A 19,975-nucleotide genomic window follows, 5' to 3' on the forward strand; every position below is an offset into this window, starting at 1 on the left:
CAGCACCGAGAACTGCGACATCATCTTCAGCGTGCCCGGCGCGCACACGGCCTCGGCCAGCGACGAGTTGCGGATCAGCTTCTCGTAGATCTTGGTCTCTTCCGATACACGCAGGCAGTACGGCACCGCTGACGCGGCCCGCGCGGCCGCGCTCGCGATCAACCGCGCCGACCGGCTGACGGTGCTGACCGCCAAGCCGCTGCCGGCCGGCTGGTCGGGCAAGGTGTGGGCGCAGTCGCAGGGGATCGCGGCGGTGCAGACGCTCGGCCTGCCGGCCGACTACCTGCTGCTGACGGATGCCGACATCGGCCATCCGCCCGACGCCGTCGCGCAACTCGTCACGCGCGCGCAGGCCGAGAACCGCGATCTCGTGTCGCTGATGGTGCGGCTGCGCTGCGATTCGTTCTGGGAAAAGGCGCTGATCCCGGCGTTCGTGTTCTTCTTCGCGAAGCTCTACCCGTTCTCGTGGATCAACAACCCGCGCAACCGGACAGCCGGCGCCGCGGGCGGCTGCATGCTCGTCAAGCGCACGGCGCTCGAGGAAGCGGGCGGCATCGAGTCGATCCGCGGCGCGCTGATCGACGACTGCAGCCTTGCCGCGCAGATCAAGCATCGCGGCGAAGGCCGCCATCCGATCCGGCTCGACCTGGCCGACCGCAGTGTGTCGTTGCGCCCGTACGACAGCTGGCGCGACATCTGGAACATGATCGCGCGCACCGCGTTCACGCAGCTGCACTATTCGCCGCTGCTGCTGGCCGGCACGCTGCTCGGGATGACGATCATCTATCTCGTGCCGCCCGCCGCGGCGCTCGCGTACGGCGCGCGCGCATGGCCGGCGTGGCTCGCGTGGGCGTCGATGTGCGCCGCGTATGCGCCGATGCTGCGCTACTACCGGCGCTCGCCGCTGTGGGCGCCGGCGCTGCCGCTCGTCGCGCTGTTCTACGTCGGCGCGACGTTCGCGTCCGCGTGGCGTTACTGGCGCGGCAAGGGCGGCCAGTGGAAGGCGCGCGTGCAGGCGCCGGTGGATCGCTGAGCGTTTGCCGGGAGGCGCTCCTCCCGGTAGCCGGAAGAAAACAGACAGCCCGATCGGTGCGAACCGGTCGGGCTGTTTCGTTTTCGGCGGGACGGCTTGCCGGTGCTTAGCGCTGGGTCAGCATCATGTACATCTGCACCACGACGTCCGGCGAGAACGTGAACGGCACCCAGCCGTAGCCCGTGTGGCGGGCCACCAGCAGGCGGTCGCCGTTCGTCTGCTTCTGCACGGCCATCATCGGGTTCTTCGTCGTCACGAAGCGCCAGCCGGCCGGGATGCCGGGCGGCGGCTCCGGCTGCATCGACGCACGTGCATGCGCGAGTTCCTCGATCAGCTGGCTCAGTTGCTCCGGATGCAGCGTGATCGATTCGCCGTTGATGGTCAGCGTGAGTTCGTTCTGCGTCGGACGCGACACGTGCAGCGTCGATTTGTCGGCCGGGGCCGGGACCAGCGCGTCGGCGATGGGTTCGGCTTCAACCGGCGTTTCGGCTTGCGCCGTCGCGGCGATGGCCGTTTCGGCGTCGGTCGCTGCTTCGACCGTCTCGACGGCAGCCGGCGCGGGCGCGATCACGGCCGGCTCCGCCGCCGGCGTGCCGGCCGGCGCAGGTTCGACGACTTCCGCGGCAACGGCGGTGGCGGCGACGGCGTTCGTTGCGGCTTCCTTGACGACGGCCTCGACCAGCGCCTCGGCGTCGGCGATGGCCTTCGCGTGGTGCTGCGCAGCCGCTTCGGCTTGTGCGATCGCTTCGGTGTGGCGCTGCGTGAGCGCCTCGGCTTGCGCGGTGGCGTCGGCGTGGCGTTGCGCGGCGGCCTCGGCCTGCGCGATCGCTTCGGTATGGCGCTGCGTGACGGCTTCGGCCTCGGCGGTCGCGTCGGCATGACGCTGCGCGGCGGCCTGCGTTTCCGCGATCGCCTGCGTGTGCTGCTGCGCGAGCGCTTCGGCTTCGGCGATGGCAGCCGTGTGGCGCTGCGCGGCGGTTTCGGCTTCGGCGATCGCAGCCGCGTGACGCTGCGTGGCCGTTTCGGCTTCGGCGGTCGCTTCCGCGTGACGCTTCGCAGCGGCCTCGGCTTCGACGGTCGCGGTCGCATGGCGCTGCGCGGCCGCATCGGCGTCGGTTGCTGCCGCGTGATGACGTTGCGCGGCGGCCTCGGCTTCGGCGATCGCTGCCGCGTGGCGCTGCGACGCGGCTTCGGCATCCGCGTGACGCTGCGCGAGCGCTTCGGTCAGCGCGTTGCCCGCACACCGCGACATCGTGCTCGACGCGATGGTCCGCCATTACGGCGGCGATCCGGCGCAGCATGCGCGCGCGCTGATGTCGCAATGGAGCAAATACTATTTCGGCCGCGCGGCGCCGGCCGGCGTCGTCGCCGCGCTGACGCTCGGCCGGCCGCTCGACATGACACCCGAGCGCACGTTCGTCGCGCTCGACGACGGGATGCCCGCGGCGCTGTACTTCACGCACGATGCACTCGGCGAATCGTGCGACGAGCCGGCGCCACGCTACGCGGGGCTCGTCGCGCATCTCGGCGCGGTGATCGACCTGCTCGCGGCGATGGGCCGCGTCACGCCGCGCGTGCTGTGGAGCAACGCAGGCAACCTGCTCGACTATCTGCTCGATACGTATCGTTCGCTGCCATGCGCTGCCGATCCCGTCCGCGATGCGGACTGGCTGTTCGGTTCGAGCTGCGTGCACGGCGAACCGAATCCGCTGCGCGTGCCCGTGCGCGATGCCGTGCCGCGCTCGGCGCTGCTGCCGACGCCGTTTCGCGCGCGCCGCGTGTGCTGCCTGCGCTATGAAATTCCTGGAGAAACGCAACTGTGTGGAAGCTGCCCGCTGCTACTGACGATGGACGACACGGCGCTGGCCGAGCAGGACGCGATCCGGTGACGGATGCCGGCCGCCGGCACGCGCTCCGCGCACTCGCAGCGCTCGGCGCCGCGTGCTGCGGCGCGTTTTCCGCGTCGTCCGGCGCCGTTGCCGCAACCCTCGACGCCCATCGTGCTCAGGGCGTGCGTGCGCCGGGTGCCGTGTCGCTGGCCGGCAATCCCGTCGTGTCGCAGGCGAGCGCGACGATGCCGGTGCGCCCGCAGCGCGTGGTCGCGCTCGACTTCATGTTCGCGGAAAGCGTGATCGCGCTCGACCTCGTACCGGTCGGGATGGCCGATACGGCGTTCTATCCGGGCTGGCTCGGCTATCAAAGCGAGCGGCTCGCGAACGTGACCGACATCGGTTCGCGCCAGGAGCCGGGCCTCGAAGCGATCGCGGCGGTCAAGCCCGACCTGATCATCGGTGTCGGTTTCCGGCATGCGCCGATTTTCGACGCGCTCGACCGGATCGCGCCGACGATCCTGTTCCAGTTCAGCCCGAACGTGTCGGACGGCGGTGTGCCGGTCACGCAGCTCGACTGGATGCGGCAGATCTTCCGGACGATCGGTGCGGTGACGGGGCGCGACGCACGTGCGCAGGCGGTCGATGCGCAACTCGATGCGGGCATCGCGCGCAATGCGGCGCGGCTCACGGCCGCCGGACGCAAGGGCGAGCGCATCGCGCTGCTGCAGGATCTGGGTTTGCCCGACCGCTACTGGGCCTATACGGGCAACAGCACGTCGGCGGGCCTCGCGCGGGCGCTCGGGCTCGATCCGTGGCCGAAGAAGCCGACGCGGGAAGGCACGCTGTACGTGACGTCGGCCGACCTGCTCAGGCAGCGGGAGCTGGCCGTGCTGTTCGTGACCGCATCGGGAATGGACGTGCCGTTGTCCGAGAAACTCGATTCGCCGGTGTGGCGCTTCGTGCCCGCGATGCGGGAACACCGGATCGCGCTCATCGAACGCAATATCTGGGGGTTCGGCGGGCCGATGTCGGCGCTGAAGCTGGCCGACGTGATGACCGATACGATGCTGAAGCTGCCGGCCGTGCGTTGAGTGCGCGGTGGTCGATCGGTGGATGACGCCACTTCGACTTCGACGGGCAGGGCATTGCGGTCGGCCAGCGCGCGCCACGCGGCGATCCGGCTCGACCTGGCAGCATGGCCGGCGGTCGCGCTCGATGCGATGCGCTCGAGCGGCGTGCTCGCCGGCGGCGGCCGCTGCATGCGCGCGGGACTCGCGGTGAATCGCCCGAGGCGTTCCGCGATCGCGCTACGCGCCAGACGCATTGCTTCCTGAAACGAAAATCGCCGACGCACCGCGATTGCGGCGCGTCGGCGATTTTTTCCATCGACTGACGTGTTACGCGCTCAGCGCATCGACGCCATCCTGCGCGCGTGACCGCGCCGGCGTCGTGTCGCTGACGATGCGCCCGTTGTCGAGCTTCAGCAAGCGGTCGGCGAGATCGAAGTAGCGATCGTCGTGCGTGATCACGATCACGGCCTTGCCGCGCGCACGCAGCTCGGGCAGCAATTGCTCGTAGAACACGGCCTTGAACGACGGATCCTGATCGGCCGCCCATTCGTCGAACAGGTAGAACGGCCGGTCCTCCAGGTACGCGACGACGAGCGCGAGCCGCTTGCGCTGCCCGGTCGACAGCGCGCGGGTCGAGAACGCGCCGTCGACCACCTTCACCTTGTGATCGAGCGCGAGCTTCGCGACGAGCGCGTTTGCGCGCGCGTCGGCCTGTGCGCGGGACGGATCGTCGGGATCGACGATGCCGAGCAGCGCATCGAACAGGTGGAAATCGTTGAACACTGCGCTGAAGCGCTGCCGGTACGCGGCGCGCTCGCGCCAGCCGATCGTGCGGCCGTCGACCTCGATCGTGCCTTCCTCGGGCTCGTAGAGCCCCGTCAGCACCTTCGCGAGCGTCGTCTTGCCGCTGCCGTTGCCGCCAACGATGAACACCAGCTCGCCCGGCTGGATCGTCAGGTCGATCGGCCCGATGCTGAACATCCGTTCGTCGCGTTCGTGGAAGTACGCATGCGTGACACCGCGCAGCGTGACCGCGCCGGCCGGCGGCACGTCGGGAGCGTCCGACGCGGGCGGCACCGTGCGCAGCGCGCCGAATTCGGCCATCACGCCTTCGATCCGCGTGAGCGACACGCGTGCCGCGTTGACGGTCGGCAGGTTGTTCAGCAACCCGTCGAGCGGCACGAGCATGAACAGGAACACCACGACGTAGCCGGCGGCCGCCGACGGATCGGCATGCACGCCGAGCTGCGGCCAGAACGACGCGACGCCGAGGAACGCATAGAAGAGGAAGATGATCCAGCCGACGCCGACCGCGTACGCGCTGAACGCGCGGCGGCGGTGGTCGCGCACTTCGCCGATCGCTGCGCCGAGCTGGCCGTCGACGAACTGGCGGGCGCGCTCATCGTGCAGCTTCAGCTCCTTCGCGCCGGAAAACAGCGAGCCGAGATAGCCGAACAGCCGGTCCTGCGCCTGGCCGGCCGCTTCGAGCGATGCGATCGCGCGGCGGTCGCCGGTGTGATAGCCGAGCGAGCCGGCGACGATCGCGGCCAGCGCCAGCAGGCACACCGGCCACGACAGCCACGCGAGATAGCCGAGGCAGCCGAACACGATCGAGCCGTGCATGACCAGGTTCGGCAGCGCGAAGAACAGCATCGACACGTTGGTCGCGTCGTCGGTCAACACCGACTGCACGGGCGCCGCGCCGATCCGCTCGATGTCGCGCAGCTCGGCCGCGCCGACGCGCCGCGCGAGATGCACGCGCAGCCGCGCCATCGTGTCCTGTGACAGGCGCGCGAACAGCGTGCCCGACACGATCCGCGTGACGAGCGCGATTACCGCGCACAGCGCGAAGCGCCACGCGAGCGACGCGTCGGCGGCGCCCGGCTGCGAGAGCGCGCGGTTCAGCGTCGCGACGAGCAGCACGCTCGCGACGCCGTTCAGCACGCACGCGGTGAGCGCCAGCACGAGTGACGCGCGGCTTTCGCGCAACAGCGCGAGGATCAGGCGCGCCGCGGGGCGGCCGGGGGAAGCGTCGAGGGACGGCGGGGGAGAAGGCTCGTGGGCAGCTGTCATCGGCAACGTCGGTAAAGGGAGGGCAGGCGAAAACGCGAAAGCGGCTAGCGAGGCGGGGCCCCGTTCCGGCTTTCCTCCCTGATAGACGAACGGGCCGCGCAAATATTTAGCGGCGTGTTCAAAAAAAGCGTTTGCACGCGCTTTGCGTACAAAACGGTAAAAAATCGGCCGCGCCGTTCGTCACATCAGTGAAGCCGCCCCAAGCGGCCCCGAGACTTGGCCGAAGCGGCCGGACCGAAGGATTTCACGCACATGACGAGTTTCCCGACTGCGCTGCATCACCGAATCCGCGAACTGGCGCGCATCGCGCCCGACGCACCCGCGATCGCGATCCCTTTCCAGAATGATTTGCGGCTGTCGCGCGGTGCGCTCGATGCGCGGGCGTCGCGGCTGGCCCGGCAGCTGCGCGCGGCCGGCGTCGGCGCGGAAGTGCGGGTGGGCGTGTGCGTCGAGCGTTCGGGCGAGCTGTTCGTCGCGCTGCTGGCTGTGCTGAAGGCGGGCGGTGTGTTCGTGCCGCTCGATCCGCGTCATCCGGCCGCGCGCCTCGACTGGATCGTCCAGGATGCGCAGTTGCGGCACGGAATCGTCGACGCGGCCGGCCGTGCGGCGCTCGGCCAGCCGTTCGAACATGCGTTTGACGCGGCAGTCGAAGCGTCGGACGGGCACGCGATCGCCGCCGATGACGAAGCAGTGTCCGTCCACCCGCGTTCGGCCGCGTACATGATCTATACGTCGGGTTCGACCGGCACGCCGAAGGCGGTCGTCGTCGAACACGGGCCGCTGGCCGCACACTGCGACGCGCTCGCGGCCGCGCTGCCGATCGAGCCCGGCGACCGCCTGCTGCATTTCGCGTCGGTCAATTTCGACGCCGCGCACGAATGCTGGCTCGCGCCGCTCGCGACCGGTGCCAGCATCGTCGTGGCGCCGCCGCAGCCGTTCGCGCCGGATGCCGCGCATGCGCTGATGGTGAGTGAAGCGGTCAACGTGGCCGCGTTCCCGCCCGCGTACCTGCGCGAATTCGCGGCGGTGGCCGCGCGCGATGGCGTGCCGCCGGCGTTGCGCGTGCTCGCGTTCGGTGGTGAAGCGTTGCCACAACAGGCGTTCGAATTCGTGCGCAGCACGTTCCCGTCGGCACGCCTGATCAACGGCTACGGGCCGACCGAGGCCGTGATCTCGCCGATGCTGTGGCCCGTCGAGCCGGGCGAGACGCCCGCGCTGGCCGACGACGATGCGTATGCGTCGTTGCCGATCGGCCGCGTGATCGGCCCGCGCGTCGCGCGCGTCGACGGCGGCGAGGCCGATGGCGTGGGCGAACTGCTGCTGGGCGGCGTCTGCGTCGCGCGCGGCTATCACGGCCGTCCGGCGCTGACGGCCGAACGTTTCATTCCCGATGCCGATGGTGAACCCGGTGCGCGCGTGTACCGCACGGGCGACCTCGCACGGCTGCGCGACGACGGCGCATTCGACTATCTCGGCCGCCTCGACGACCAGGTCCAGGTGCGCGGCGTGCGCGTGGAGCCCGCTGAAATCGCCGCGTGCCTGCGTTCGCATCCGGCCGTGGCCGACGCGGCCGTGGTCGCCGAAACCGGCAACGGGCCGACGCGGCTGATCGCGTGCGTCGCACTGCGCGCGGCAGCCGACGATGCGGCGCTGAAAGCACACGTGGCCGAGCAACTGCCGGCCGCATGGCAGCCGCACCGGTTCGTGCGGTGCGATGCGCTGCCGTATACGCTGAACGGCAAGATCGACCGGGCCGCGCTGCGCGAGAAGATTGCCGCCGCGCGCGACACCGCGCAAGGCAGCGGCGACGCACCGCGCACGCCGACCGAACGGCAACTCGCCGGCCTCTGGCAGACGCTGCTCGGCCTCGACGTCACGCCGTCGCGCGATGACCGTTTCTTCGCGCTGGGCGCCGATTCGCTCGCCGCGATGCAGTTGCAGGCGGCGATCCGTGCCGCATCGCGCGTGAACCTGCGGCTCGATACGCTGTTCGCCGATCCGGCGCTCTTCGAACTGGCTGAAGCGGTCGACCGTTCGGAACGAGAAACCGGCGAGCCGCTGGCCGCTATTCCCGCTCGCCGTTTGCCGGCAGAAGCGGCCGTATCGGTCGCACCGTACGTCGACCGTGCCGCCTCGCTCGCGCAACAACGTTTCTGGGTGCTCGCGCAAACGCGTGACGCGAGTGCCGCATATCACATCGCCGCGCACTGGACGATCGACGGCGTGCTCGACCGCGACGCGCTGCAGCGCGCGCTCGATCAGGTGATCGGACGCCACGAAGCGTGGCGCACGACGCTCGTCGACAACGACGACGGCGTCGTGATGCAGCGGATTCATGCGCACCTGCCGGTGTCGATTGCCGACATCGACCTGCGCGACCAGCCGCCCGCCGCACGTGACGCACAAGCCGCGCGTCTCGCCGAGCGCGATGCGGCCGAACCGTTCGACCTCGCGCGCGGCCCGCTGCTGCGCGCGACGCTGGTCGCACTCGCCAACGACCGTCACCGCCTGCTGCTGACCGCGCATCACGCGATCACCGACGGCTGGAGCTCGCGCTGTGCGTTCGACGAATTGTCGGCTGCCTATCGCGCATATGCCGAAGGCCGCGAACCGTCGTTGCCCGATCTGCCGATCCAGTACGCCGACTATGCGGACTGGCAACGCGACATGCTGGCCGGCGGCGAGGGCGAACGTCAGCTCGACTACTGGCGCGGCGCATTGCGCGACGTGCCGGGCCCGCTCGCGCTGCCGGTCGATCGTCAGCCGGGGGCGGTACGCACGCTGCAGGGGGCACGCGTGTCGGTGCGGCTGCCCGACGCGGTCGCGGCCGACGTGCGGCAACTTGCGCGCGACGCACAGGCAACCACCTTCACGGTGCTGCTGGCTGCGCTTGATGCGTGGCTGTCGCGCCTGACCGGCACGACGGATATCGTCGTTGCGGTGCCGGTCGCGCATCGTCAGCGCCCCGAAACCCGTGCGCTGCTCGGGCTGTTTCTGAATACGGTCGCGCTGCGCGTGCGCGTGGCGCCGACGCTGCCGTTCCGTGTGCTCGTCGATGCGGCGCGCACGGCGGCGCTCGACGCGGTCGCGCACCAGGACGTGCCGTTCGAGCGCGTCGTCGATGCGGTGAAACCGCCGGTCAAGCGCGGCGACGAATGGCTGCGCGTGAAATTCGCGCAGCAGTTCGACGCGCGGCACGACAGCGTGCTGCCGGGTGCGACGGCCGTTGCAACGCCGGGCCCCGATCTCGCTGCGCGCTTCGACTTCGCAGTGGATTTCACCGACGATGCGAACGGCATCGCGCTGGTCGCGGCCTATGCGACCGACTGCATCGATGCGGACACCGCGCGCGCATGGCTCGACAGCTATGCGGCGCTCGTCGGTGCGGCCGCGCGCGACCCGCACCAAACGACGGCTGTACTGCCGTGCGACGCGTCGGCCGCTTCGCGCCAGCCGCGTGACGGCCGCGCGCTGCGCGTCGAACATGCGGACATCGTCGCCGCGTTCGCGCGACAGGCGGCCGCGTATCCGCATCGCGTCGCGCTCGCCGATGCGTCGGCATCGCTGACGTTCGCCGAACTCGACGACGCATCGAATCGCATCGCACGCGTGCTGACCCAGCGCGGCGTGGCTGCCGAAGCGGCCGTCATCGTCTGCATCGAACGCTCGGCACGCTTCGTCGTCGGCCTGCTCGGTGCGCTGAAGGCCGGTGCGCTCGCGGTATTGCTTGACCCGGCACAGCCGGCCGCGCGACTCGCCGCGGCAGCCGCCGACTGCGGCGCGCGCTGGGCGCTCGTCGCGGAGTCGGCCGCCTGGCCGGTCGGTATCGATGCACAGCCGCTCGACGTCGACGCGCTCGCGCAGGACGCTACGCTTGCGCACGCAGCCGGCGTGCGTATCGCACCGCATCCGGAACAGGGCGCGTACCTGATCTATACGTCGGGCTCGACCGGCACGCCGAAGGGCGTCGTCGTGTCGCACGGCGCGCTGGCCGACTACGTGCAGGGGATGCTCGACGAACTCGCGTTCGCACCCGACGCGTCGTTCGCGATGGTATCGACCGTCGCGGCCGATCTCGGCCACACGACGTTGTTCGGCGCGCTGTGCGCGGGTCGCACGCTGCACCTGCTGCCGGCCGCGTGCGCGTTCGATCCGGACCTGTTCGCCGAGGAAATGCGCCGTCGCGACGTCGGCGTGCTGAAGATCGTGCCGAGCCACCTGCAGGCGCTGCTCGATGCCCGTGTGCCGGCCGACGTGCTGCCGCGCCACGCGCTCGTGACAGGCGGCGAAACGCTCACGTGGGCGCTCGTCGCGCGCCTGGCCGCGCTTGCGCCCGCCTGCCGCGTGATCAACCACTACGGGCCGACCGAAGCGACGGTCGGCGCGATCGCGTGCGACACGGCGTCGATTGCCGCCGATGCGCGCGATCCCGCGAGCGGCGTGCCGCTCGGTCTGCCGCTGCCGAATGCGCGTGCGCTGGTGCTCGACGCGTTCGGCGCGTGCGTGCCGGCCGGTGCGACGGGCGAGCTGTATCTGGGCGGGCCGGGCGTCGCGCGCGGCTATCTGGGTCGCCCGGCGCAGACCGCCGAGCGCTTCGTACCCGATCCGTTCACGCCCGGCGCGCGGCTGTATCGTACGGGCGACCGCGTACGGTTGCGCGCGGATGGACGTCTTGCGTTCCTCGGCCGTATCGACGACCAGGTGAAGATTCGCGGCTACCGCGTCGAACCGGGCGAGGTGAGTGCGGCCGTGCGTGCGGCCGGCCCGGTTGCGCAGGCAGAAACGCTCGCGATCGAACACGACGGCCGGCTGCGGCTCGCGACGTTCGTCGTGATGCGCGACGGCGCGAACTTCGACGAGGCCGCCATGCGCGCAGCGCTTGCCGCGAAGCTGCCCGACTACATGGTGCCCGCGCAGTTCGTTGCGCTCGCGCGCCTGCCGGTGACCGCGAACGGCAAGATCGATCGCGCCGCGTTGCGTGAACAGGCGGCCGCGCCGGTCGCGAGCGCGGCCGGCAATGCGCCGCAGGGCCCGGTCGAAACGGTACTCGCGGAAGTCTGGCAAGCCGTGCTGAAGGCGCCGCAAGTCGGCCGCGACGACAACTTCTTCGAACTCGGCGGCGATTCGATCCTCGTGCTGCAGGTGATCGCCCGTGCGCGCAAGCGCGGCGTGCGCTTCACGCCGAAGCAACTGTTCGACGGCCCGACGGTGGCCGAACTCGCACGCATCGCGAAGACGGAGGACTTGGCTGCCGCGCAGCCTGCGGTCGCGGCCGTTGCCAGCGCGCCCGTGGCGGCGCAGGTCCTGACACCCGCGCAGCAGCGCTTCTTCGCGCTCGATATCCCGCATCCAGGCCACTGGAACCAGTCGGTCGCGTTCGACGTGCGTGGCCCGTTCGACGCCGATGCATTCGCGCGCGCCTTCGAATCATTGCTGACCCATCACGACGCTTTCCGCCAGCGCTTTGCGCGCGGCGCGGACGGCACGTGGCACGCCAGCGATGCCGCGAAGCCGTACGACGCACTGCCGTTCGTCGAAGTCTCTGCCCGCGACGAAACCGACGCGCTCGCGCGCTTCGACGCGTTGCAGCGCCGTCTCGACCTCGGCCGCGGGCCGCTTGCCTGCGCATGCGCGGCACGCCTGCCGGACGGATCGACGCAGCTCTATCTCGCGATTCACCATGCGATCGTCGACGGCGTGTCGTGGCGCATCCTGCTCGACGACCTGGACACCGCGTACCGCGCGGCATGCGAGCGCGCGCCGATCCGGCTGTCGCAGCCGGGCCTGCGTGCGGATGCATGGGCGTCGCGACTCGCGCGTGCGGCAACGGAACCGGCATCGCCGTTTGCGGGCGAAGCCGCGTACTGGGCCGGCATGGCGCTGGGCAACGACGTCGTGCCCGATCATCCCGACGCAACGGCGACGAACGCCGATGCCGCCGTCGTCGTGCAGACGATCGACGCGGCACTGACCCGCGCGGCGCTGACCGATGCGCATGCCGCCTATCGCACGCAGACGATCGAACTGCTGGGCGCGGCGCTCGCGCTGGCACTGGCCGGCGTGAGCGGTGCCGCATCGTGCCGGGTCGAGCTGGAAGGGCATGGCCGCGAGGCGCTGTTCGACGATGCCGATGCCAGCCGCACGATCGGCTGGCTGACAAGCCATTACCCGGTGACGCTGCCGGTCGCGGCCACCGCGCGCGACGCGCTCTGCGCGGTCAAGGACACGCTGCGCGCGGTGCCGCACAAGGGGCTCGGCTTCGGCGTGCTCGCACACTACGGCGATGCGGCGACGCGCGCGGCGCTGGCCGCCGTGCCGCGCCCGCGCGTCACGTTCAACTATCTCGGCCAGTTCGACGCGCCGCGCGATGCGACGCTCGTGCCGCGCTTCGGCGGCACCGGCGTCGAACGCGATCCGTTGGGACCGCTCGGCAATACGCTCGCGATCCACGCCTACCTCGACACGGATCGCGACGGCGCACGCACGCTGAAAGTGCACTGGGTCTACGGCGCACCGCAATTCGAGCGCGCGACGATCGACGCATTCGCCGAACGCTTCGCGGCGGCGCTGCGCGAACTCGTCGACGCGTGTGCATCGCGCGTGGCGCATCGCGGCGGTGGCGCGACGCCGGGCGATTTCCCGCTCGCGCAGGCCGCCGGTCTCACGCAGGCCGCGATCGAACGCGCGCCGCTCGACTGGCGCACGATCGACGACGTGTATCCGCTGTCGCCGATGCAGCAGGGCATCCTGTTCCATGCGCTGTTCGCGCCCGGTCATGCGAGCTACGTGAACCAGCTCGTCGCGACCGCGGCCATGCTCGATGCCGACCGTCTCGCGGCCGCATTCGAAGCGTCGATCGCGCGCCACGACATCCTGCGCACGAGCGTGATGCCGGACGAAGCCGCGCCGCTGCAGTGCGTGCATCGCCATGCGCCAATGCCGGTCGAACAGATCGACTGGCGCACGCGCGGCGACACGCTCGACGCCGACTTCGACGCATGGCTCGCGGCCGACCGCGCACGCGGTTTCGACTGGCGCGAACCGCCGCTGATGCGGCTCACGCTGATCCGCGTGACCGACGACGCATGGCGTGTCGTATGGACGCGCCACCACGTGCTGCTCGACGGCTGGAGCACCGCGCGCCTGCTCGCGGACGTGCTGCGCGACTATCGCGACCCGGATGCCGTGTCGCCGTTCGCGAGCCGCCCGGCACTGCGCTATCGCGACTTCATCGCATGGCTCGGCACGCGCGACCGCGAAGCCGACGAACGCTTCTGGACGGCGCGCCTTGCACGGCTCGACGCACCGACGCTGATCGCGGAACGCACGGCCGACCGGGCGGATGCCGAGATGGTCACGTGGCGCGCGACGCTCGACGCCGACGCGATGACGCGTGTCGCGCAGACCGCACGGGCACTGAAGCTGACCGTCAACACGCTGGTGCAGGGCGCCTGGGCACTCGCGCTGCAGCGGATGACGCACCAGCCGGCCGTCGCGTTCGGCGCGACCGTCGCGGGACGGCCCGACGCGCTGGCGGACGTCGACTCGGTGCTCGGTCTCTTCATCAACACGCTGCCGGTGATCACCGCACCGGCGCCGCAGCAGCGTGCGGCCGACTGGCTGCAAACGCTGCAACGCGACAACGCGGCCGCCGCCGAGCACGCGCACACGCCGCTTACCGACATCCAGCGCTGGGCGCGGGGTGCGGGTGGTGCGTTGTTCGACACGCTGGTCGTGTTCGAGAACTACCCGGTCGACGATACGGCGCGCGACGCGGATCCGCGCGCGCTCGCGTTGAGCGGCGTGCGCAGCATCGAAGCGACTGACTTCGCGCTGACGCTCGTGATCGAGAGCGGCGCCGAGCTGACGATCGACTACGGCTACGACACCGCGCGCGTCGACGCGCGGCAGGTTGAAACCTGGCACCGTGCATTCGCGTGTGCGCTCGATGCGCTGGCCCGCGCGCCGGACGCGCTGCTCGGCGCGCTGTCGATCGCAGACGACGCAACCCGCGATGCACTGGCGCTGGCGCAAGACACCGCGCGCGAGTGGCCGGCATCGCAACAGCAGCCGCTGCACCTTCAATTCACCAATGCGGCGCGGGCGACGCCCGACGCAATCGCGCTCGAATACGCGGACATTCACGGCGGCGTGCATCGCGCAACCTATCGCGAACTCGACGTCAGCACGTCGCGGATCGCGGCCGCGCTACGCCGGCGCGGCGTGCAGCCCGACACGCCGGTCGCGCTGTGTGTCGAGCGTTCGTTCGACATGGTGATGGCGCTGGTCGGCGTCCTGAAGGCAGGCGCGGCCTACCTGCCGGTCGATCCCGACTATCCGGCCGAGCGCATCGCCTACCTGCTGCGCGACGCGCGGCCGGCCGTCGCGATGACTCAGGCGCATCTGCGTGAACCAGTCGAAGCTGCGCTCGGCGACGGTGCAACGACGCAACTGCTGACGGTCGCGGATCTGCTCGCCGATGAAAGCGGAAGCGACGCTGCCAGCGCGCCTGCCACGATCGACGATGCCCAACTCGCGTACCTGATCTACACGTCCGGCTCGACCGGCAAGCCGAAGGGGGCCGGCAACACGCACGGCGCGCTCGCGAACCGGATCGCGTGGATGCAGCACGCCTACCGGCTGACACGCGACGACGTCGTGCTGCACAAGACGCCGTTCGGTTTCGACGTCTCCGTGTGGGAATTCGTGTGGCCGCTGGCGATCGGCGCGAAGCTCGCGATCGCCGCGCCCGGCGACCATCGCGATCCGGCGCGTCTGGCCGCGGCGATCCATGCACACGGCGTGACGGTGCTGCACTTCGTGCCGTCGATGCTCGCCGCGTTCGCCGCGTATCTCGACGACTTTTCAGCCGCCGCGCAGTGCGACAGCGTGCGCCTGATCGTCGCGAGCGGCGAGGCGCTCGCACCCGAGCTCGTCGCGAAAATGGCGCGGCTGCTGCCGAACGCGACGCTCGTGAACCTGTACGGGCCGACCGAGGCCGCGATCGACGTGTCGCACTGGACCTGCGGCCCCGACGACGCAAATGCGGTCGCGGTGCCGATCGGCCATCCGATCGCGAACCTGCAACTGCACGTGCTCGATGCCGCATGGCAGCCGGTGCCGGCCGGTGCGACCGGCGAACTGTATCTCGCCGGCGCGGGCCTCGCGCGCGGCTATCTCGGCCGTCCGGCGCTGACCGCCGAGCGCTTCGTACCCGATCCGTTCGTGCCGGGCGCGCGCATGTACCGCACCGGCGACCTCGCGCGCCGGCGCGCCGACGGCGCGCTCGACTACCTCGGCCGCGTCGACACGCAGGTGAAGTTGCGCGGCCAGCGGATCGAACCTGGCGAAATCGAGGCGCTGCTGCGCGCGGCGCCCGGCGTGAACGATGCGGTCGTGATCGTGCGCGACGCGCAACTGATCGGCTATGTCGCACGCGGCGACGCGGGACCGCTCGACCGTGCGGCGCTGCTCGACGCGCTGCGCGCGCAATTGCCGGCCTACATGGTGCCGTCGCAACTGATCGAACTCGATGCATTGCCCGTCACGCCGAATGGCAAGTGCGATCGCCATGCGCTGCCCGCACCGGTACGCGAAACGGCAGCCGAAGTCGAACTCGCGACCGACACGGAACGCGCGCTCGCCGAGATCTGGCAACGCGTGCTGCACGTGGACGCGATCGGTCGCGACGGCGACTTCTTCCTGCTCGGCGGCCATTCGCTGCTCGCGACGCAGGCCCATGCGCAGGCAAACCTGCACTGGGGGCTCGCGCTGCCGCTGCGCACGCTGTTCGACACGCGCACGCTGGCGCGCTGCGCGGAGGCGATCGACGCGGCCTGCGCGGTGCGCGGCGCGACCGATGCGGCGAGCGCGATCGACGCGCTGCTCGGCGAACTGGAAACCCAATAAGGACGACGGATGACGAAGGTTCAACCCGACTGGCTCGCGCTCGCGACGCGTTTCGCGCAACTGCCGGACGCGCAGCGCGCGGTCTTCATCGACAAGCTCGGCGCGGCCGGTATCGATTTTCGCGTGCTGCCGATCCCGCCGCGCACGCCGCGCAGCGACCGGGTGCCGGCGTCGTTCGCACAGACACGGCTGTGGCTGCATGCGCGGCTGATCGATGCGCCCGACGCGTATCACATCACCGAGCGCCTGGCGCTGACGGGTCCGCTCGACGCGCATGCGCTGCGCCTTGCGTGCGATGCGCTGATCGCGCGCCACGAAGCGCTGCGCACGACCTTCGACGAAGCGCAGGACGGCGTCGCGCAAACGATCCACGCGCCGTTGCGCTGCCCGTGGCGCGAAACCGGTCTCGAAGCGCTGCCGGACGCGCAGCGCACGGCGCGCGCGGAAGCCGTCGCGACGGCCGATGAAGCCGAGCCGTTCGATCTCGGCGCGGCGCCGCTCGTTCGTGCCCACTTGGTGCGCTTCGACGCGACCCATCACTGGCTTGCGCTGACCGTGCATCACATCGTGTCGGACGGCTGGTCGTCGGGCGTGATGCTCGAGGAACTCGCGGCGTTCTATCGCGCGTATGCGTCCGACCGGCCGGTGCCGCTCGCGCCGCTGCCGATCCAGTACGCCGACTACGCGCTGTGGCAGCGCCGCTGGCTCGACGCCGGCGAACGCGACCGCCAGCTCGCGTTCTGGCGCGAACGGCTCGATCCGCAACGCGGCGTGCTGACGCTGCCGGGCGCGACCGCACGACCCGCCCGCCGCAGTGCGCGCGGCGCACGCCATGTGTTTTCGCTGAACGCGCGCATCGGTGCGCAACTGCGCGCATTCGCGGCCGCATCGGGCGCCACGCCGTTCGCGGTGTTGCTCGCCGCACTCGATGCGCTGCTGGCGCGCGCAACCGGCGACGCGCGGATCTGCGTCGGCGTGCCGGCCGCGAACCGCGAACGCGCGGAAGTCGCCGACCTGATCGGTTTCTTCGTCAACACGCTGGCGATCGATGTCGACGTGCCCGCGCATGGTGATTTCTCGTCGCTGGTAGCCCGCACGCAGCGTGCGCTCGTCGACGCGCAGATGCATCAGGACGTGCCGTTCGAGCAGGTGGTCGACGCGCTCGGCGTGCCGCGCAGCGCAAGCCACCATCCGCTGTTCCAGGTGATGGCCGCGTATGGCGAGCGGCGCGCGCTGCCTGCGCTCGGCACGGCGTCGGCCGCGTTGCTGCCGTCGGGCACGCCGTCCGCGAAATTCGACCTGACGCTGTCCGTCGAAGCAACGCCTGAAGGCACGTTCGACGCCGCATTCATCTACGCGCTCGACCTGTTCGATGCGGACGCGATCGCCCGGCTGGCCGCGCGTTTCGTTACGCTGCTGGCCGATGCGCTTGCGCGCCCCGACATGCCGGTCGGCGATCTCGACTGGCTGCCCGCCGACGAGCGTGCGCAACTCTTCGCGTGGAACGCACCCGCAGGCGCGACCGACGCCGAACCGTTCGTGCCCGTGCATGCCCGCATCGCCGCGCATGCGCAAGCACGACCGGACGCACGCGGCGTGGCCGATATCGGTCGCGCGCTGACGCGCGGTGAAGTCGACGCGCGCGCCGCGCGCCTCGCACGTCACCTGGTGGCGGCCGGCGTCCGCCCGGAAATGCGCATCGGCGTGGCGCTGCAGCGCTCGGTCGACCTGCTCGTCGCGCTGATCGCGGTGCTGAAGTCGGGCGCCGCGTTCGTGCCGCTCGATCCGGCGCATCCGCGCGAACGCCTCGCGCAGATCGTCGGCGACGCAACCATCGCACACGTGCTGACCGACGGCGCGAGCGCCGCGTCGCTGCCCGAGCTGCCGGATCTGCGCGTGTGGCGCGCCGATGAGGTCGATGGACTCGACGCAGCCGCGCACGTCGTACTGCCGGACGTGCTGCCGGGCCATGCGGCCTATGCGATCTACACGTCGGGTTCGACCGGCAAGCCGAAGGGCGTGATCGTCGACCATGCGTCGTTCGCGCTGCATTGCGCGGCGATCGCAGAGCGCTACGGCGCGGGCGAGCAGGACGTGTTCCTGCTGTTCCAGTCGGTTAATTTCGACGGCGCGCACGAAGGCTGGTTTTCGCAATACATGTCGGGTGCCGCCGTGTCGGTGACGGCCGACGTGCTGTGGCCGCCCGCGCAGACCTGCGCGATGATGGTCCGCGACGGCGTGACGATGACCTATGTGCCGCCCGGCTGCGCCGCACAGCTCGCGGAATGGGCGCTCGCGCATGGTGCGCCGCCGACGCTGCGTTCGCTGACGGTCGGCGGCGAGGCGACGTCGCGCGAGGCGTTCGCGATGCTGCGCCGCGCGCTGCCGAACGTGCGCGTGGTCAACGGCTACGGCCCGACCGAGACGGTCATCACGCCGACGCTGTGGATGTTCCGGCCCGGCGACGATCTCGCGAAGCTCGGCGACGCCGCGTACCTGCCGATCGGCACGCTGGTCGGCGCACGCACCGCGCATGTGCTCGACGAGCGGCTGCATCCGCTGCCGGTGGGCGTGATCGGCGAACTGTACCTGGGCGGCGAGGGGATCGGCGTCGCGCGCGGCTATCTCGACCGCCCGGCGCTGACGGCCGAGCGCTTCGTGCCCGATCCGTACGGCGCGCCGGGCGCGCGGCTGTACCGCACGGGCGATCTCGTACGGCGTCGCGCGGATGGCGTGTTCGACTTCATCGGCCGCGTCGATCATCAGGTGAAGCTGCGCGGGCTGCGCATCGAACTCGGCGAGATCGAGGCGCAGCTTGCCGCGCACGACGCGGTGCGCGAAGCGTGCGCGGTCGTGCACGGGCAGGGCGCACTCGCGCAGCTCGTCGCGTATGTCGAACTGACCGCCGACGCACGGGCGGCCGCGCAGCCGGTCGAAGCCGCGACGCTCGACGCGCACCTGCGCCGGACGCTGCCCGACTACATGGTGCCGGCGCAGCTGATCGTGCTCGACGCGCTGCCGCGCAACGCGAACAGCAAGGTCGACCGCGCCCGGCTGCCGGCGCCCGTGCGTGTCGAACGCGCGTACGAAGCGCCGCACGACGGCGACGAAGCCGCGCTCGCGGCGATCTGGTGCGGCGTGCTGAATCTCGAGCGCGTGGGCCGTGGCGACCACTTTTTCGATCTCGGCGGCCATTCGCTCGCCGCCGTGCGCGTCGCGACGCGCGTGGCCGAGCGGCTCGGCCGCGACGTACCGGTGCGCGCGCTGTTCGAGGCGCCGGTGCTCGCGCAGTACGCGTTGCAGGTGGCCGATGCGCCGCGCGCCGCGCATGCCGGTGCTGCGGCGCCGGGTGTCGCGGTAGCCAAACCGGACGCACACGGCGTGTGGCCGCTGTCGCCGGCGCAGCTCGGCCTGTGGTTCCTGTGGCGTGCGCAGCCGGACAGCGCCGCATACAACATTCCGGTCGCGCTGCGTGTGCGCGGCCCGCTCGACGTCGATGCGCTGCGTGCCGCCTTCTCGGATGTCGCGGCCGTGCATCCCGCGCTGCGCGCGCGGCTCGTTGCGCGTGACGGCGCGCTGCCGGGCCAGCGGATCGACGCAGACGTGGCTGTCGAACTGCCGGTGATCGACCTGTCGGCGCGAACCGATGTGCTGGCTCGCGCCGCGGCGTTGACCGACGAGGATGCGCTCACGCCATTCGACCTCGCAGCCGATGCGCCGCTGTGGCGCGCGCGGGTACTGCGGCTCGGCGTAGACGATCACGTGTTGTCGGTGACGATTCATCACATCGTGTCGGATGGCGAATCGATCGAGCTGTGGCTCGATGCGGTTCGTGCGCGCTATGTCGCCCGTGTAAAGGGCGCCGCCGTGCCAGCCGAAGCGGCCGTCCGACTGGCCGTACCACTTGTGCTGCCCGCGCCGTGCCATCCATCCCGCGTCACCTACTGGCGCGATGCGCTCGCCGATCTGCCGGCGCGCGTGCTGCCGCAGCGGCACGCGTTCGGCCACGCTGTGGGCGCTGTCGCAAGCCGGCCTGCGCCCGCTGAACGACATCGTCG

The 19,975-nt window shown here is 70.8% G+C and carries 5 protein-coding genes and 4 pseudogenes; 6 read left to right on the forward strand and 3 right to left on the reverse strand.

From position 1 onward, the window contains the following. Window positions 1–126 (reverse strand): annotated as a pseudogene (locus G3N61_RS31685) (hypothetical protein); the annotation flags it as partial. On the opposite strand from G3N61_RS31685, the pseudogene G3N61_RS31690 reads away from it, so the two are divergent. Then, window positions 122–1,033, forward strand: a pseudogene (locus G3N61_RS31690) (glycosyltransferase); the annotation flags it as partial. The pseudogenes G3N61_RS31685 and G3N61_RS31690 sit on opposite strands and share 5 nt — an antisense overlap. A 106-nt stretch (window positions 1,034–1,139) precedes the next feature. Here the strand turns inward: G3N61_RS31690 and G3N61_RS31695 are convergent. Beyond that, on the reverse strand, window positions 1,140–2,285 hold the full coding sequence (locus tag G3N61_RS31695) for a phage tail protein (RefSeq protein WP_241017992.1): 1,146 nt from the start codon (window positions 2,283–2,285) through the stop codon (window positions 1,140–1,142). On the opposite strand from G3N61_RS31695, the pseudogene fhuF reads away from it, so the two are divergent. The 3 genes and pseudogenes from fhuF to G3N61_RS40345 form a co-directional block, all read left to right on the forward strand. Then, window positions 2,257–2,922 (forward strand): annotated as a pseudogene (gene fhuF / locus G3N61_RS31700) (siderophore-iron reductase FhuF); the annotation flags it as partial. The gene G3N61_RS31695 and the pseudogene fhuF overlap by 29 nt on opposite strands. Then, entirely contained in the window at window positions 2,919–3,956 is a 1,038-nt protein-coding gene (locus tag G3N61_RS31705) for an iron-siderophore ABC transporter substrate-binding protein (RefSeq protein ID WP_205824376.1), read from the forward strand. The pseudogene fhuF and the gene G3N61_RS31705, both read left to right, overlap by 4 nt. 72 nt (window positions 3,957–4,028) lie before the next feature. Beyond that, a pseudogene (locus tag G3N61_RS40345) lies at window positions 4,029–4,142 on the forward strand (N-acetyltransferase); the annotation flags it as partial. A 120-nt stretch (window positions 4,143–4,262) separates the two neighbouring features. Here G3N61_RS40345 and G3N61_RS31710 read toward each other — a convergent pair. After that, on the reverse strand, window positions 4,263–6,008 hold the full coding sequence (locus tag G3N61_RS31710) for a cyclic peptide export ABC transporter (protein WP_205824377.1): 1,746 nt from the start codon (window positions 6,006–6,008) through the stop codon (window positions 4,263–4,265). Between the two features lie 252 nt (window positions 6,009–6,260). Here G3N61_RS31710 and G3N61_RS31715 point away from each other — a divergent pair, with 252 nt between their 5' ends. After that, complete coding sequence (locus G3N61_RS31715; RefSeq protein WP_205824378.1) at window positions 6,261–15,917, forward strand: non-ribosomal peptide synthetase; 9,657 nt, start codon at window positions 6,261–6,263, stop codon at window positions 15,915–15,917. Between the two features lie 9 nt (window positions 15,918–15,926). Continuing rightward, on the forward strand, window positions 15,927–19,975 hold a 4,049-nt coding region (locus tag G3N61_RS31720; RefSeq protein WP_241017993.1), incomplete at its 3' end, for an amino acid adenylation domain-containing protein.

This window comes from Burkholderia sp. Ac-20349 (genome assembly GCF_017104865.1).
Classification (GTDB): domain Bacteria; phylum Pseudomonadota; class Gammaproteobacteria; order Burkholderiales; family Burkholderiaceae; genus Burkholderia; species Burkholderia aenigmatica.